Below are 16,496 nucleotides of genomic sequence, written 5' to 3'. Positions count from 1 at the left end.
GAATATAAACTATGATTAATTTTGCTTGGGATAATGAAACTTATTATAAAAATTCAGTAAAAAATCAGAAACGTCCAAATTGTTTTGTATTTTATCAAGATAATTGGAATGATTATGGCTATTATTTAACTTTTACAGTATGCTACTACGATCAATATTTGAATGAAACTCTTTTAGGAAATTATAGAATTTACAACCCATCAATAGAGGTGCAAATTGATGAATTTGGAATAAAGAAGATTTCTACTCAGATACTTAGTGATATGAGCAATGAAATTTTTTATAATTACGATGATTCTCATAATTTTGAAGGTATAAATTGTAACTATTGTTCATTAGCTCAGGATATTTCTTTTTATCAGCATTTATATAGACTCGGAACGGGATGCTATGAGAACTTTTTGAAAGTGTTTCGAGATTTAACAGTTATAGACTTACCTGATGACATAAAAGAAAACGAGGGTGTAAAAAAAGCTCTATTAAGAAATGATGGGGTTACAAATAGTAAGGATATATTGAAACTAGAAAAGAAACTAAAGGGACTTGATGAATGTCTGAATGTTGGAAATTATCCTTTTACTGATTATTTCTTTAATTCTATTGTCAAACATCGAGAAGAGCTAGAAAAAATTGAGAATAATATTTTCGACTCAGTAAGAGCAACCATTTATTCCTATGCTTTATTAAATAATTTAGTTGATAAATATAAAAATAAAACCTTTAAAGACACAGATTTTAAGGTATATAAATTTTTGTCTTCGTTGTTGAAGAGTAATATCTATCCCCAATTAGAATCTGATTTAGATTCTTGTATTGATAAGAATCTAAAATGTATTATAGATAATGTGAACTGCATAAGGGAGAAATTGCGATTTGATATTGAAGATTATGACAATTTTATTCACTATACATCTCTAAAAACTTTAAAGAATTTAGTGTATACGAAGGATAAGAAAAATATTTACCCTAGATTACGACTAAGTAATGCGAGACAGATGAATGATCCAAATGAAGGATATACATTTCTTGATCTCATAGGAATTGAGAAAAAAGAATTGCCTGAGACTGATTATGAAACATCATCATTCTATTTTGCATCAATGTCACAAGCTGGAGAGGATAAAAATCTTGAAGATAGTCTTCCTATGTGGAAACAATATGGGGATGATGCGACGGGAATTAATTTAACATATCATTCAGATTATATTAAAGAATTAATTGATGATATAAATAATGGGATTGGAATTTATAAGGTTTGTTACGATGCTAAAGAAGATTCTTTAGAGAAAGAAATAGCTGAAATAAAATCAGCATTTGGCGAAATTAAAAAGGATGATGGTGATGAAAGACAAAAATACTTTTCTTCAGCTTTGAATTTAATAGATGATATTCGCTATTTATTTAAAAAGACAGATTATAGCTATGAAAATGAGTATCGGATTATTAAATCTTATGAAGGTAAGGAGAATGAAATTTTTACTAGCGATAGTTCTAATAGTGTCATTCCTGGTCTATATGCCTATATTGACAAAGAATTAAAATACTCCAAAATTAAACTAGGTCCTAAGTGTGATGATATTGACTTTGTTGCACCGTACATCAAGTATGTTGATCCAAATATTGAAGTAACTCAATCAGAGATTTCGTATCGCTAATTGTTTGTTTCTATCAGGAAATTTCTCGGACCATATGTGAAATCTCTGATTCTGTGACAAAAAGATAAATCCTTCATGAATAATTGTTTCCCTGAGAGTAAGACCCGAACTTTTACATGTGTTCTGAGATTTTTTCGAGGAAAATAAACTATTCTTCATGTAATCTAAATTCTTTTAAAGACAAGTCAGTCCGTCAGATTTTCTGAAAAGCTATTTTGAAGCAAAATGACTCTGTCAGATTTTCTGACGGTTGTTCTGAGAGCAAATCCCGAACTTTCTATTTTCTGACGATTTCTTTTAGCAGAATTTGCCTTTTCCGATTTTCAGACGATAAGATTTTGACGAAAAGAGTCTCGTCTGAAAATAAAATCCGAACAAGGGGCGGTGAAGATAGTTTTGAAAGAGCGACTAGGCCGCATTTTCTCAACGATCTACACGCTGGCAATTCTTTTCATGCCTCCTGCGACTTTTCTGATGACTCTTCTGCCGAGTGTCCGCACCCTTTCCTTTCTTCTGATTGGTTTTGGAGTGATGGGATTGGCTTTGATTTCCTACCTTTACCAAAAGAGAATACAAAAAGACTAGGCTGGATTTCCAACCTAGTTTGTTTGTATAATATTTTAGGAAAAGGCAGCAAGCTACAGGCCAGTTCTGCCTGCTCAACCTCAATACTGAGAGCAACCGTTTGTCCCGGCTGGACATTGATACCGTAAGTAACTAGAATTTTATCGTATTTGCGTAGGTTTTCTTGAAAATTTGTTAGAGTCATGTTTGTTTTCCTTTCTTGTAGAGAAGTAGCGAGTGAGATAACAGCTCACTCGAAAGCAGCGAATATCTTCTTTATAGCACCCACCACTGATAAAGCGACCAATAGAGAATGTTGGCTATGATGGTGAGGGCAGCTAGGCTGGTCAGGACCGTTAGGAAGAGACGTCCCTTGCTTAATCGGCTTTTGGCCTTAGTTACCCAAGGATAGAGGAGTCCTGCTAGCAGTAAAATTCCCAGTCCAGCGAAGACCATATAGCGCCAAGGTTGCATAATACCAGTCTTGCTGACAGTCATAACAGTAAAGATGAGATAAGAATTGAATCCAACGGCGAGAATAGTAAGCGAGGTCAGATAATTCCAGATTTTTAAATCTACTGGAGCCTTGGCAGGTGTCTTTCTGATCAAACGAATCAGGTCAGCCACTCCGCTGATGATGAGATTGATAAGAGCATAGACCAGCCCGAGAAAGAATAAGGCGTACATGGCATAGTCTTTGTAGATCTCAATGTCCGCAATCTTGTAGCTATCTCCGTCCGCATTTGTGATAGTCTCTTGGTTATTCGCATGGCTAAGGACTGCATATCCTTGAGTGAGGAGAGGATTGTCTGCGCTTTTTGGGGCGTAGCTGGTGTATAAAAATCCTCTGGTAATTGATATCGGTCCAGTCTCGAAGTAGCGGGCTTTGCGGTAAAAGCCAGGCTGAAAATTTTTAAAGGCTGTTTTGTCAGTCTTTTTCTTGTCTCCGAAAATCAGCTGGGGCATCTCGCTATTATAGATTTGCTCTTGGGATTGATTGGTCATGACGGCATAACCGATGCCGTTTTTCAAGTCAAGCAGAATATTGGAGGAGAAGGCGTCGGTATTCCCTCCATGGCCGACAAGAGTCGTGCCGTACTCTTGGGTCCAGAAGCCATGCATGTTGAGCGGTATATCCGTGCCAGGATAGGTGGAGCTAGCTGTGTAAAGAGTTGTCCAGGTTTCCTTCCGCTTAAATAGCTTGTCCTGACTCAGGAGGGCTTGAGCAAACTTCTGGAAATCTGCCATAGTACCGGCGGCCTGACCTGCTGGATAGATGTCCATGTAGAAGTTGGATGCTCCAAGAGACTGTCCTTCTGTACTGTAGCCTTTGTCTTCCTTCCGCTTTTCGCGCACATAATCATTGTCTGTAAAGCCTGGTAGGATAGCTGTCTTATCCATGTCCAATGGCTGGAAAATATGTTTATAGACATAGTCTGAGAAGCTCTGACCGGAAACCTGCTCCACGATATAAGCGGTCAAAGCCGCGCTGTAGTTTGAATAGGCAGTCTTTGTACCAGGTTCAAAGATTTGGGCAGGCTGCTTAGTTGCTAGGAATTCTTCCATGCTGATGTCGTTGTAGTTCATGGCCGCACCAGACTCTTCAAAGCCAGCTTGATGATTCATCAGATCCAGCATGGTAATAGGCTTGTCGTAGCGAAGAGTTTTGAGAAAGTCCTTTGGCAGATAGGTTTTTATTTCAGTTTCCAGGTCTATCTTGCCTTCTTCCCAGAGTTGCATGACTGAGATCCAAACAGTCAACTTGGTCACAGAACCCCATTCAAAGACGCTTTTGTCATCCACTTTGATGCCTTTTTCTTTGTCCGTATATCCAAAGTTGGCATGGTAAATCGTACCGTTCTTGTCAAAGACTGCCGTTGTCATACCGGCTGTTGTCTTTTCATGCTCCTTGACAAAGTCTTGGATTTTCTGCCCAATTTGGCTGCGCTCTATGCCTGATGGCAGCTTTTGTGATTCATCAGCTAATGCAGTGATTGGTTGGAAAATTCCTAGGCTGAGAATAGCCAGAAGCCATAAAAACATTCGTTTTGTCATCATATTCATACTCCTTTTTGACATGTTTCAGATTTAGCTATTGCAGCAATAGATTAAAAGGCCGAGGACTAGGATGATTAAAATGATTAGGAGTTTTGATTTTCTCATAAAAATTCCTTTCTGTTCTATGTAGATAATAATTGGTTATTTTCTAATACTCAGTGAAATTCAAAGAGTAAACAGGGAAGCTAGCTGTAAGCAATACTGAAGTACGAAAATTTAGCGCTGATTTAGTTTGCATTTAGTATAAACTATTGGAAAACCCACCACTGATAGAGAGACCAATATAGAATATTGGCTATCACAGCTAGGGCAGATAGGCTAGTCAGAACTGTCAGACAGATATGACCTCGACTGAGTTTCTCTGATGATTTTTTGAAAATGGGCAGCAGAACAGCAAGGGTCAGTAGAAGTCCTAAGATAGCAAAGACCATATAGCGCCAAGAGCTAACGCCACTAAAATCATTTTTTAAAACTGCTTGGAAAACCAATAGGAGTTGAAGCGGAACAGCCATGATGCCTAGAGAAGTCAGGTAGTTCCAAACCTTCCAAGAGCGAGGCAGAGTTTTTTTCTGCTTGTGCCAAATTAGATGACTAATGTCTCTAAAAATACTACACAAGATATTTCCCAGAGCAAAAAGGCTGGCAAGGAGTCCTAAGCCTGTGACGGCATAGTCTGTAAAGAGCTCGGAATCAGAAATCTTCTTAAAGTCAGAGGAAGTCAAGGACAGCGTAGTTTGCCCATTGCTATCGTCAATAGTCCAAAATTCATCTTTTAACAAGTCTTCATTCGGACTATTCAGTCGATCGATAAATGGAGGTACAATTTTAGCTATAGACAAGGGACCACTATTAAAAATTCTGAAGGAAAGATAATATCCAGGACTGAATCGATCCTTAGTAACTTCGCTAGCTGTTTTTCGCTGTCCAAATACTAATTCCGGCATATAGAGATTATAGCGTTCTTCAATGGATTGATTGGTCATGACAATCATGCCAACTCCTGACTCAAGGTCCAACAAAAGATTGCTAGAAAATCCGAACGTATGTCCTCCTTGACCTAAAACAGAAACATTATACTTGCTTACCCAGAAGCCGTGAGCATTGCGTACTATATCTGTACCTGGATATGTTGAAGTAGCAGTATAAAGGGTCGTCCAAGTCTCTGGACGATGGAAAAGGGTCTCCTTTTTGAGAAGTGTTTGAGCAAACTTTTCTAAATTCTCTAGCGTTCCTGTAGCTCTGCCAGAGGAGTAGAGACCGAGTTCAGAATTAGCGCTTCCTAAGAGCTTGCCTTCGCTATCGTATCCCTTTGCTTCCTTGCGCTTAGCCTGTACAAAAGCATTGTCGGATAAATCTGGTAAAATGGCCGTCTTGTTCATCTTTAGAGGTTCAAAAATATGCTCGTGAACGTAATCGGAGAAACTCTGACCAGAAATCCGCTCTACGATATAAGAGGCCAAGCCCGTCCCGTAATTTGAGTTAGCTGTGACCGTACCTGGCTCGAAAGATTGAATCGGCTGGTAAAAAGTCAAAATTTCTTCTAGATTCTTGTCGCCATGTAAGTAATTGGGAATCGTATCAAAGCCTGCCTGATGATTCATCAGATCGAGCATGGTGATAGGCTTTTCAAAACGAAGATTTTTGAGAAAGCCTTCTGGCAGATAGGTGCGGATGTCTTCTTTGAGGTCAATCTTACCCTCCTCCCAAAGCTGCATAACAGAAATCCAAACAGTAAGTTTAGTCACTGCTCCCCATTCGAATACGCTATCTTTGTCCGCTTTGATACCTTTTTCCTTATCCATATAGCCAAAACTGTCTTGGTAAATAGTTCCATTGGTGTCAAAGACGGCTGTTGCCATACCAGCAGTGGTCTTTTCGTGCTCCTTGACAAAGTCTTGGATTTTCTGGCTGATTTGGTCGCGACTGATACCAGATGGCAGCTTTGTTCCCTCCTCGGCTAGAGCTCTAGCTGGGTAGAGAAGGCTGAGAGTTAAGAAACTTAGTATAAAGCATAGGGTCAATTTTTTCATTACGAGATACTCCATTTCTATCGGGCTTTAGATACAGAAGCAGCAGACTAGGAACGATCGCTTAGTAGCTTCTACAGAAGAAAGTCCATTCAAGCAAGGAAAATTTTGTGGAGAACTGATCCGATTTGTTGGATCTATTGTATTCTCTTCGAAAAACAACTTAAAATCACATTAATGCCGTATCGCTGTACTCTGGTACTGTCTGTGCTTGCTCTTTAGTTTTTATTGAGTATTAAAATCTCCTCTGCTATGTCTTCGTTGAAAACGAAGTCAAAATACGCTATACTAGGAGCAAATTGACACTAAGATTATAACCAAGCCAGCAGCCAAGTTCAAGGGAAAACGGCCTTTAGCCTACAAGAGATACTTTTTGGCTGCTTCTGTATACCATTCAAGGAGGACAAGATGGACGGCAAGCAATTGCAGGTGCAGGAAACGAAAGAAATGCTGAAACAAGGATTATTAACCTTGCTGCAAAACCAAGATTTCTCGGAAATCTCGGTCACAGACATTATAGAGGTTTCGCAAACTTCCCGTCGGACCTTTTATCGCCATTTTCGCAATAAAAGGGCTTTATTAGATTATTACTTTCAGGAGCTGATGAAGGAGTATTTTCGTGTGGAAGAGGATATGCAGAATAAGCCAAACCAGTATGAAGCTTATCTTTATCTTTTTCGTTTTTGGTACAGCAAACGTCAGGAGCTCAGAGGACTGGTTAAGAGTCAGCTTTTTTCCTCCTTTATTTCTGCATGGAATGCCCATTCTCCAGCAGTGCTTCAGCCCTTTTTTAAGGAGCAGATGGATATGCAGCTTTTTAGGATACACTTTCTCATCGGAGGCTACAGTAATGCTATTTGGAACTGGCTGCAAGAGGAGGAGCCGGAGAGGCCAGAAGTCATTACAGACTATTTTTTCAAGATTGTAGGCTATTTCGCCTGTGATAAAGATGATTCGACAAGCCAGACGGAGTAATGGATATGGCAAAAAAAACAAGAATGGCCTGAAGACTTCTTAGTTAGAAAGGGGAGCAGCGATTTCCGTTGTTAAAAAAGCATAAAAAACTAGGCTGGAGTGATTTCCAACCTAGTTTTCTGTATGGGAATTTTTAAGTGCTTCTTTGGTTTTTTTAAGCTCTTTTTTCAGCGAGAAGTTTTTTAGCATGCTGATGAGAAAGGTCGTGACAGAGCCTAGGAGCACTGAGACCAAAATCAATATGATTAAGGGAAGTTTGAAGCTAAATAGGATAAAGCTAACATTGACACTCTGCATATTGGCCAAGGAAATACCAGCAACTAATAGAACGGTAATTAAAAGCAGGATATAGTGCAATTTTTCTTTCATAGTGATTCTCCTGTTTATCTATTCAAACTCTGCCTTGCTCTTGATATCTCCATATTCTTCTGGGATTTCTTGGGCTAGGATATCTTCATAAGCCGCCAGTTCAATATCTGAGCCATACTTGTTTTTCAGAGCAGTGGTCACCAGACGGTAGGCCAAGTTCGCATTGCGGGACAAGATAGGGCCGTGAAAGTAGGAGCCAAAGACATTTTTATAATGAACGCCTTCGCAACCATCCTCTTGGTTGTTGCCATTTCCATAGACGACTTTGCCCAGAGGTTTTTCATCGTCAGCGAGGAAAGTCCGTCCTTGGTGATTTTCAAAGCCGTAGTAGGTTTCATCGAATTCTTCGTTATGAATCTTGATGTCACCGATATAGCGATTATTGGTCTGGTTGAGGGTATAGTGACCCATGATGCCCAGACCTTCGATTCGTCGGCCAGAAGCTTCTATATAGTATTGGCCTAAGAGTTGGAAACCACCGCAGATAGCTAGCACAACGCCATTTTCATTGATAAAACTTTCCAAAGCTTCTTTTTTAGACGGCAAGTCACGAGCCACAATCGTTTGCTCATAGTCTTGACCTCCGCCAAAGAAGACGATGTCGTAGCTGTCCTTGTCAAAGTCATCTTCTAGAGAGACGATATCGACTTCAACTCTAGTACCTAGCTTTTCAGCCACATACTTGAGCATGAGAACATTGCCGTTGTCGCCGTAGGTATTCATGAGATTGCCATAGAGATGGGCAATTTTAATATCGTAACGGTAATCCTTGTTTTCAGGAGAAGTGAGGGATCTGTAAACCATTAGTTCATCTCCTTTCTGACCACTTGACGCTCTGCCAGTAGCTCGCGGAATTCCAGCATGGCAGTATAAGTTGCTAAGATATAGGCATGCTTGGTTTCTTGCTGCTCAATGGTCTTAAAAACTGCTTCCAAATCTTTGACTTCAGTAATCTGATTTGCTGGATAGCCCGTTACCCGCAAACGACGAGCAATCTCAGAGTGGCGCACACCACCTGCAATGACATGAGGAATCTCCATCTCTAAAATCTTCTCAAAGTCAGCATCCCAGATCCAGCTGGTGTCAATGCCGTCCGCATAGTTGGCATTGAGTAAGACAGACAAGCTAAAGTCAAATGGTGCAAGTCCAATCATATCTAAAGCTTGGGTGGCTCCGACCGGATTTTTAATCAAGACTAAGGTACATTCCTTATCGCCGATTTTAAAAGTTTCCTGACGGCCAAAGACAGCACGGCTCTTGTCAAAGCCAGCCTTGATAGTAGCCGGCTCAACGCCAAAGAACTGAGCCACTGATACAGCGGCCAAGGCATTGTAGATATTATAAAGACCGCCGATATTGATTTGATAGTCTTGACCATCAATGGTAAAGGCCGAGCGGTTATGCTCAAGTGTTTTGAGAGCGGTCAGGCTGTAGTCAAGCTTAGGACGCTTGAAGCCGCAGTCCTCACAGATATAAGCCCCCAGATTGGCATAAGTGTTGAGCTCGTATTTGAGGATATGCTCGCACTTGGGACAGAGAATGCCCTCTGTATTGTAGTGAGCCAGCTGAGCTTGGCCTTTCTCGGTATCAAATCCATAGTAGCGTACAGGATTCTTCAGGCTTACGGAGTTAAAGAGGGGGCTGTCACCATTCATCAGTACAGTTGCTTCAGGCACTTTAGCTGCAGCATCCAGAATCATCTGGTAGGTCGTGTAGATCTCGCCATAGCGATCCATTTGGTCTCGGAAAATATTGGTAAAAACGAAGAGGCTAGGCTTGATATAATCACAAATCCGAGATAGGCTGGCTTCATCTATTTCCAGCACAGCGATATGTTTGCCAGATTTGCCTTTTTTAGCAGTCAGGAAGGTTGTCGTAATCCCAGTGATCATATTGGCACCGCTGGGATTGGTCACCACTTCTCCAAAGGCTTCCTTGAGAATGCCTACTGTCAGAGCTGTAGTCAGAGTTTTCCCATTGGTTCCGGTAATAACCACGACCTCATAGTTCTTTGCTAGGTTCTGTAGAATATTTTTATCAAATGTCAGGGCAACTTTCCCTGGCAGAGTCGATCCACGCCCCATTTTGTTGAGAACAAAGTGGGAGGACTTGCCCGCCAAGAGGCCCAAGGCTGTATTTATCTTCATAAGAAATATTTTATCATAAAAAAGTAAAGAAGGTTACAGAAAAATATTGACAAACGTGATATAATGGGTTGGTAAGTCTTTAAGCGTTAAGACCCACTGTAAAATAAAAAGAGAGAAGTTAATTGAGTAAACTCTGACTACAGGACAAAATCAGGCTGTTACTAGATTTAATAAGTTCGATTTGTTGCTACAGCTGTTTGATTTTGCTTGTAGAGGAGTAGGAAGTCTAAGTATGAATTTTCAACAACTAACCAATCTCCAATATTGGGCCAGTTTGTTTTCTGACCCTTGGAGGATTGTAATTAATATTATTGACGTCGCTATCGTCGCATGGATTCTATATTATCTAATCAAGGCCATTGCCGGTACCAAGATTATGATTCTGGTCCGCGGGGTGCTCTTCTTTATCTTGGCACAGTTTTTTGCCAATATCATCGGCTTGACCACCATTTCTTGGTTGATCAATCAGGTCATCACATACGGTGTCATTGCGACCGTGGTGATTTTCTCGCCAGAGATTCGGGCAGGATTGGAAAAGCTCGGCCGAGCAACAGATATTTTTTCTACAACGCCCATCAGTAACGAAGAAAAAATGGTTCAGGCCTTTGTCAAGTCTGTTGCCTATATGAGTCCGCGGAAAATCGGGGCTTTGGTGGCCATTCAGGGAACCCGCACCTTGCAGGAGTACATTGCAACAGGGATTCCTTTGGATGCAGATGTGTCTGGAGAGCTGCTAATCAACATTTTTATCCCCAATACGCCATTGCATGATGGAGCTGTCATCATAAAAAACAATAAGATTGCGGCTTCCTGTGCCTACCTGCCTCTGACAGAAAGCAGCGGCATCTCTAAGGAGTTTGGAACCCGGCACCGCGCAGCTATTGGCCTGTCTGAAGTATCCGATGCGTTTACTTTTGTTGTTTCAGAAGAAACAGGTGGGATTTCCACTACGCACAATGGAATTTTCAAGCATGATCTGACTTTGGATGAGTTTGAGATAGAGCTGAGAAAGGTCTTCTTATCAGAGCAGGACAAGCCAGCAGGTTTGAAAAAACGCTTCATGGGAGGATGGAAGAAATGAAAAAACGTAAAAAAATTCTTTATATCATCTCTTCGTTTTTCTTTGCCCTAGTCCTGTTTGTCTATGCAACCTCTAGCAGTTATCAAAACAATACTGGAGTTCGACAGGTCACATCTGAAACTTATACCAATACGGTTTCCAATGTGCCAATTGACATCAAATATGATAGCGAGAATTACTTTATCAGCGGCTTTACTTCTGAAGTTTCTGTTGCCCTGACAGGCTCCAACCGGGTCAATCTAGCCAGTGAAATGCAGGAAAGTACTCGGAAGTTTCGAGTTGTAGCTGATCTTTCCAAGGCTACAGAAGGCACAGTAGAAATCCCTCTGAAAGTGGAAAACCTACCGAGCGGTCTGACTGCTACAGTCACCCCGCAGAAGATTTCGGTTAAGATTGGTAAAAAATCCAGCAAGAAGGTTGAGGTCCGCTACCTCATCACAGACAGCCAGGTGGCTGAAAATGTGACTATCAGTGGTGTGACCTTGGAAAATAAGGAAGCTACTGTAACAAGTGACGAGGAGACCCTGTCTAAAATAGAGTCTGTCGTAGCTATTCTTCCGACCAATGTCATTATCACTGGCAACTACAGCGGAACAGCACCGCTGCAGGCTGTGGATGGTCAGGGAAATGTCATGCCAAGCGTGGTGACACCATTTGAAACGACTATGCGTGTCAACACTAAAACAGCAGACAGCTCAGGCTCGTCCTCCTCTAACAGCAGCTCAAATACGAGCTCATCAAATAAAAACTAAATAAAATTTTGAAAATAAACTTGTATGAAGTTAGTCTGCCTTGCTTGCAGCCTAAATCTTTACATCCAGGTCTTATGAAAGGAAACTATTTATAATGGGTAAATACTTTGGAACCGATGGTGTTCGCGGAGAAGCAAATGTGGAATTAACGCCGGAATTGGCCTTTAAACTCGGTCGCTTTGGTGGTTATGTTCTGAGCCAGCACGAAAGTGAAGTTCCTCGGGTCTTTGTTGGCCGGGATACTCGAATTTCAGGAGAAATGCTGGAAAGCGCCTTGGTTGCAGGACTTTTGTCCGTTGGGATTCATGTCTATAAGCTGGGTGTCATTGCAACGCCTGGTGTAGCTTATCTGGTCAAGTCAGAGAAAGCCAGCGCCGGAGTCATGATTTCTGCCAGCCACAATCCAGCTTTGGATAATGGTATCAAATTCTTTGGTGGTGACGGCTATAAGCTGGATGATGAGCGTGAGTTGGAAATCGAAGCTTTGCTGGACGCAGCAGAAGATACCCTGCCACGTCCAAGCGCAGAAGGTTTGGGTGACTTGGTGGATTATCCAGAAGGACTGCGCAAGTACCAACAATACTTGGTATCAACCGGCTTAGAACTAGAAGGAATGCATGTAGCTTTAGATACGGCCAACGGTGCGGCTTCAACCAGTGCCCGTCAGATTTTTGCGGATCTAGGCGCACAGTTGACCATTATCGGAGAAAATCCAGACGGCCTCAATATCAATCTAAATGTCGGCTCTACGCATCCAGAAGCTCTGCAGGAGGTTGTCCGTGAGTCTGGTGCAGCGATTGGTCTGGCCTTTGATGGAGATAGCGATCGCTTGATTGCTGTGGATGAAAATGGCGAACTGGTAGATGGTGACAAGATTATGTACATCATCGGTAAGTACCTGTCTGAAAAAGGCGAGCTGGCACAGAATACCATTGTTACGACCGTCATGTCTAACCTAGGCTTCCATAAGGCTTTGGAGCGTGAAGGTATTCAAAAGGCTGTGACCGCAGTCGGTGACCGCTATGTTGTAGAGGAAATGCGCAAGAATGGCTATAATCTAGGTGGTGAGCAGTCTGGACATGTTATCATTATGGACTATAATACGACAGGTGATGGACAGCTGTCAGCTGTGCAATTGACCAAGGTCATGCAGGAAACAGGTAAGAAACTATCCGAATTGGCCGCTGAAGTAACCATCTATCCGCAGAAACTAGTCAATATCCGTGTGGAAAACAGCATGAAGGATAAGGCGATGGAAGTTCCAGCTATCAAGACGGTGATTGAGAGAATGGAAGCCGAAATGGCTGGCAATGGCCGAATTTTGGTTCGTCCGAGCGGAACAGAGCCTCTGCTGAGGGTCATGGCTGAAGCACCGACTGACGAAGAAGTAAATTATTATGTAGATACCATTGCCAATGTTGTTCGAGATGAAATTGGGATAGACTAATAAATGTAAAGAAACTGAGACATAATGTCTTGGTTTTTTTATATTCGTATGAATTTTTAAACACTTTGAATAAAAATGTTGATAAATTGCAATACTCTTGGTATAATAAGCTACGAAAGGAGTATAAGATGAAAAATAAGAAAACACTTATTCTTAAAATTTTAATCTTGTTAACGGCCATTGTTACAGGTCTTGGTTTGGCTGCTAGGACACAGGCTGCTGAGGTAACAGATTATACCCAGCAAACAAGCATTACCAAAGATGGTGTGCCATTAACAAGTGACTCAACAGTTATGACCAATGAAACTCTGTCTGTAACAACTAGTTTCACATTCCCGTCATCTCAAACTATCGCTGAAGGGGACACTCTTACTTTCTCACTGCCGCAGGAATTAACCCTGATTACTCCCTTAAACTTCCAAGTATCTGATGTTGTCAATCACAAGGGAGAAGTAGTCGGAAAAGCTCAAGCGAATCCAGCAAGTCAGACGGTTACAGTAACCTTTAGTAATTACTTTACTAACTACACCGAACAAAAAGAAATGTCCCTGACTTTTAATGTACGAGTTAATAACGACAAGGTGCAAAATTCAGGGCCAGTTTCCTTCAAATTTGGCCAGACAGATTTTTCTTTCCAATACGAAAAGGTAGAAGGAACTGCTGGTGAGTATGAAATGAAATATGGTTACCAAGACAGTAGCGATCCAAAGATTGTCAAATGGCGCATTATCCTGAATGCAAGACAGGACATGCTTCGTAACATGGTGATTTCAGACAACTTTGGCGATGGTCTGACATTGGTACCAGGTACACTGCGCGCAGTTCGTTATGCTCCTGTAGAAGGTGGTATCCGCAATGAAGCGCACTTGCTGACTCTGCCTGTTTTGGATAACTTCACTAACAAGGCGGTTCTTACGCAAAATGCTAATGGTGATGCCAATGGCTTTACCATCAACTTTGGTGATAACTACAACTGGCCAATGTACATCGAGTACTCTACTCGCGTACCAGATGGTGTTCAAGTAGGTGATGTGGTTAACAACACCTTGTCTTGGACAGCTAAAGGCTTCCCAGAGCGTACTATTACTAAGTCAGTCCGCTTAGAAGATGGTTCTGGTAAAGGAAGCGCTCTGTTGGCAAAAGACGTAATGATTAAGGCCCAGAAGAAGCTTGTTAACAAAGAGTTAGAAAAAGGTCAGTTTACCTTTGGTCTCTTTGACGAAAGTGGTAACTTGCTTCAAACTGTTACCAATGAAGCAGACGGCTCTATCAACTTCAAGGCTTTAAACTACAGTGCTGCTGGTACTTACCGCTACAGCATTAAGGAAATCCCAGGAAACGATCCTAACTACGTCTATGATGACAAGGAAGCACAGCTGACAGTTACTGTAACAGATGTTAATGGTGAGCTTTTGGGCTCTGTCAAGTATGACTTGGATCCAGTCTTTACAAATACTTATAGAGGTAATGATCCAGGCAAGTCAGTTCAGCCGCCAACTCCTGGCAATAACAACAATCCAAACAACAACCCAAATAATAATCCAAACAATAATCCAAATAACACTCCAGGCAATGGTAACAATACCCCTGGTAACAGTTCCGACAATCCAAAGGGTGGAACAGACAATCCAGGGAATGGAAATAACAATTCAAACAATGGTACCAATGATCCGGGTGCTGCAGGAGGCAACAAAAAAGTTCTGCCTAAGACTGGTCAAGAAACTACACTTTGGCTGTCAGTTGCAGGTTTGGCAATCTTAGTTGGCTTTGGAAGTTATGTCTTTCTTCAAAAAAAGACTAGATAAGATTCAAAGGTTTTAAGAGTTTTCTCTTAAAGCCTTTTTGCATACTTTTCCATTTGAAAAAACGGAGCAATCATGTTAGAATAGACCTAGTAATTTTTAAAGGATAGAGGTGTTATCGTGGCTTTTGGAGATAACGGACAACGCAAAAAAACAGGATTTGAAAAATTGACGATGCTGGTCGTGATTATCATGCTCATCGTGACAGTTGGAGCTATCTTTGCTTCCGCTCTCAGCGCAATCTTTTAATCCAAACGCTTCAGGGCGTTTTTTTAGACTAGAAAAAGAGAATAGAAAAAATGAGTATGTTTTTAGATACGGCCAAGATTCAAGTTAAGGCTGGCAATGGTGGCGATGGCATGGTGGCCTTTCGCCGTGAAAAATATGTTCCTAATGGCGGTCCTTGGGGCGGTGATGGCGGTCGTGGCGGCAATGTTGTTTTTGTTGTAGACGAGGGCCTGCGCACCCTGATGGATTTTCGCTACAATCGCCACTTCAAGGCTCAGTCTGGTGAAAAGGGTATGACCAAGGGTATGCATGGCCGTGGAGCTGAGGACTTGATTGTTCGTGTACCGCAGGGGACGACGGTTCGTGATGCTGAGACGGGCAAGGTGCTGACGGACTTGGTAGAAAATGGCCAAGAATTTATCGTAGCGCGTGGTGGCCGAGGTGGTCGTGGAAATATCCGCTTTGCAACGCCTAAAAATCCTGCTCCAGAGATTTCTGAGAACGGAGAACCAGGTCAAGAACGGGAGCTTCTGCTTGAGCTTAAGGTCCTAGCAGATGTTGGTCTGGTTGGCTTCCCATCTGTCGGAAAATCCACTCTGCTTAGTGTTATCACAGCAGCTAAGCCTAAGATTGGTGCCTATCATTTTACGACAATCGTGCCCAATCTAGGAATGGTTCGTACTCACTCTGGAGAGTCCTTTGCAGTAGCAGATCTACCAGGTTTGATTGAGGGAGCCAGCCAAGGGGTCGGACTGGGAACTCAGTTTCTCCGTCATATTGAGCGGACACGGGTCATCCTGCATGTCATCGATATGTCAGCTAGTGAGGGGCGTGATCCTTATGAGGACTATCTAGCTATCAATAAAGAGTTGGAATCCTATAATCTTCGTCTTATGGAGCGCCCGCAGATTATTGTTGCTAACAAGATGGATATGCCAGATAGTGCTGAAAATCTCAAGGTATTCAAAGAGAAATTAGCGGCTAATTATGATGAGTTTGCGGAGCTGCCACAAATCTTCCCAATTTCCAGTCTGACTAAGCAAGGACTTGCGACTCTCTTGGATGCGACTGCAGAGTTACTGGATAAGACACCAGAGTTCTTGCTTTATGATGAGTCTGAAATGGAAGAAGAAGCTTACTATGGCTTTGACGAAGAAGCACCAGCCTTTGAAATTTCTCGTGATGATGATGCGACTTGGGTGCTGTCTGGTGATAAACTTGAGAAACTTTTTAATATGACTAACTTTGACCGCGATGAGGCAGTCATGAAATTTGCCCGTCAGCTGCGTGGTATGGGCGTTGATGAAGCCCTTCGTGATCGCGGAGCCAAGGATGGGGATTTGGTTCGCATCGGCAAGTTTGAGTTTGAATTCGTTGACTAAGGAGGCTTG

At 41.8% G+C, this 16,496-nt stretch carries 13 protein-coding genes and 2 pseudogenes; 9 read left to right on the top strand and 6 right to left on the bottom strand.

Annotated features, from left to right (window positions below):
- Positions 1–11 precede the first annotated feature (11 nt).
- Positions 12–1,655: a DUF2971 domain-containing protein gene (locus tag MFP28_RS07770; protein WP_002906925.1), complete on the top strand. Its 1,644-nt coding sequence runs from the start codon at positions 12–14 to the stop codon at positions 1,653–1,655.
- 399 nt (positions 1,656–2,054) lie between these two features.
- Positions 2,055–2,240 (top strand): annotated as a pseudogene (locus MFP28_RS07765) (MFS transporter); the annotation flags it as partial.
- A 58-nt stretch (positions 2,241–2,298) separates the two neighbouring features.
- Here the strand turns inward: MFP28_RS07765 and MFP28_RS07760 are convergent.
- From MFP28_RS07760 to MFP28_RS07750, 3 genes and pseudogenes are all read right to left on the bottom strand, one after another.
- Positions 2,299–2,424: pseudogene (locus tag MFP28_RS07760) on the bottom strand (aminopeptidase); the annotation flags it as partial.
- Positions 2,425–2,495: 71 nt separating this feature from the next.
- Positions 2,496–4,274, bottom strand: coding sequence for a serine hydrolase domain-containing protein (locus MFP28_RS07755; protein WP_032916270.1), 1,779 nt, complete (start codon positions 4,272–4,274; stop codon positions 2,496–2,498).
- Positions 4,275–4,525: 251 nt separating this feature from the next.
- Positions 4,526–6,307 carry a serine hydrolase domain-containing protein gene (locus MFP28_RS07750; RefSeq protein ID WP_032915992.1) on the bottom strand — a complete coding sequence of 594 codons (1,782 nt, stop codon included), beginning with the start codon at positions 6,305–6,307 and terminating at the stop codon, positions 4,526–4,528.
- A 405-nt stretch (positions 6,308–6,712) separates the two neighbouring features.
- On the opposite strand from MFP28_RS07750, the gene MFP28_RS07745 reads away from it, so the two are divergent.
- Positions 6,713–7,279 (top strand): TetR/AcrR family transcriptional regulator, encoded by a 567-nt coding sequence (locus MFP28_RS07745; protein WP_002906921.1) that lies wholly within the window; start codon positions 6,713–6,715, stop codon positions 7,277–7,279.
- A 111-nt stretch (positions 7,280–7,390) separates the two neighbouring features.
- Here the strand turns inward: MFP28_RS07745 and MFP28_RS07740 are convergent, their stop codons facing one another.
- From MFP28_RS07740 to murT, 3 genes are read right to left on the bottom strand one after another with little or no spacing between them, the layout of a single operon-like run.
- Positions 7,391–7,648 carry a LapA family protein gene (locus MFP28_RS07740; protein WP_002895980.1) on the bottom strand — a complete coding sequence of 86 codons (258 nt, stop codon included), beginning with the start codon at positions 7,646–7,648 and terminating at the stop codon, positions 7,391–7,393.
- Positions 7,649–7,666: 18 nt separating this feature from the next.
- Positions 7,667–8,452, bottom strand: a complete 786-nt coding sequence (gene gatD / locus MFP28_RS07735) for a lipid II isoglutaminyl synthase subunit GatD (protein ID WP_002906920.1) — start codon at positions 8,450–8,452, stop codon at positions 7,667–7,669.
- Positions 8,452–9,795 (bottom strand): lipid II isoglutaminyl synthase subunit MurT, encoded by a 1,344-nt coding sequence (murT, locus tag MFP28_RS07730; protein ID WP_002906919.1) that lies wholly within the window; start codon positions 9,793–9,795, stop codon positions 8,452–8,454. Before murT ends, gatD begins: the two co-directional genes overlap by 1 nt.
- A gap of 232 nt (positions 9,796–10,027) precedes the next feature.
- On the opposite strand from murT, the gene cdaA reads away from it, so the two are divergent.
- The 6 genes from cdaA (at position 10,028) to obgE (ending at position 16,487) form a co-directional block, all read left to right on the top strand.
- Positions 10,028–10,876 (top strand): diadenylate cyclase CdaA, encoded by an 849-nt coding sequence (gene cdaA, locus MFP28_RS07725; RefSeq protein WP_002902726.1) that lies wholly within the window; start codon positions 10,028–10,030, stop codon positions 10,874–10,876.
- Entirely contained in the window at positions 10,864–11,628 is a 765-nt protein-coding gene (locus tag MFP28_RS07720) for a CdaR family protein (protein ID WP_002906918.1), read from the top strand. The genes cdaA and MFP28_RS07720 overlap by 13 nt, the downstream gene beginning before the upstream one ends.
- Positions 11,629–11,722: 94 nt before the next feature.
- Positions 11,723–13,075: a phosphoglucosamine mutase gene (gene glmM, locus MFP28_RS07715; protein WP_002895974.1), complete on the top strand. Its 1,353-nt coding sequence runs from the start codon at positions 11,723–11,725 to the stop codon at positions 13,073–13,075.
- A 65-nt stretch (positions 13,076–13,140) separates the two neighbouring features.
- Complete coding sequence (locus tag MFP28_RS07710; protein WP_002897885.1) at positions 13,141–14,880, top strand: Ig-like domain-containing protein; 1,740 nt, start codon at positions 13,141–13,143, stop codon at positions 14,878–14,880.
- A 117-nt stretch (positions 14,881–14,997) separates the two neighbouring features.
- Positions 14,998–15,126 (top strand): DUF4044 domain-containing protein, encoded by a 129-nt coding sequence (locus MFP28_RS07705; protein ID WP_002895969.1) that lies wholly within the window; start codon positions 14,998–15,000, stop codon positions 15,124–15,126.
- A 50-nt stretch (positions 15,127–15,176) separates the two neighbouring features.
- The gene (obgE, locus tag MFP28_RS07700; protein ID WP_002906917.1) at positions 15,177–16,487 is read left to right on the top strand and encodes a GTPase ObgE; all 1,311 of its coding nucleotides are present in this window, start codon (positions 15,177–15,179) and stop codon (positions 16,485–16,487) included.
- The last annotated feature ends 9 nt before the right edge of the window (positions 16,488–16,496 follow it).

The organism is Streptococcus sanguinis, assembly GCF_050234405.1.
GTDB classification, from domain to species: Bacteria; Bacillota; Bacilli; order Lactobacillales; family Streptococcaceae; genus Streptococcus; species Streptococcus sanguinis_W.
This window is presented reverse-complemented; position numbering and strand designations above follow the sequence as displayed.

Coding starts and splice junctions, on each gene's coding strand:
- obgE (WP_002906917.1), top strand. CDS start 15,177: ATGAGTATGTTTTTAGATACGGCCAAGATTCAAGTTAAGGCTGGCAAT.
- gatD (WP_002906920.1), bottom strand. CDS start 8,452: ATGGTTTACAGATCCCTCACTTCTCCTGAAAACAAGGATTACCGTTAC.
- MFP28_RS07770 (WP_002906925.1), top strand. CDS start 12: ATGATTAATTTTGCTTGGGATAATGAAACTTATTATAAAAATTCAGTA.
- murT (WP_002906919.1), bottom strand. CDS start 9,795: ATGAAGATAAATACAGCCTTGGGCCTCTTGGCGGGCAAGTCCTCCCAC.
- MFP28_RS07745 (WP_002906921.1), top strand. CDS start 6,713: ATGGACGGCAAGCAATTGCAGGTGCAGGAAACGAAAGAAATGCTGAAA.
- MFP28_RS07720 (WP_002906918.1), top strand. CDS start 10,864: ATGGAAGAAATGAAAAAACGTAAAAAAATTCTTTATATCATCTCTTCG.
- MFP28_RS07740 (WP_002895980.1), bottom strand. CDS start 7,648: ATGAAAGAAAAATTGCACTATATCCTGCTTTTAATTACCGTTCTATTA.
- MFP28_RS07755 (WP_032916270.1), bottom strand. CDS start 4,274: ATGACAAAACGAATGTTTTTATGGCTTCTGGCTATTCTCAGCCTAGGA.
- cdaA (WP_002902726.1), top strand. CDS start 10,028: ATGAATTTTCAACAACTAACCAATCTCCAATATTGGGCCAGTTTGTTT.
- glmM (WP_002895974.1), top strand. CDS start 11,723: ATGGGTAAATACTTTGGAACCGATGGTGTTCGCGGAGAAGCAAATGTG.
- MFP28_RS07750 (WP_032915992.1), bottom strand. CDS start 6,307: ATGAAAAAATTGACCCTATGCTTTATACTAAGTTTCTTAACTCTCAGC.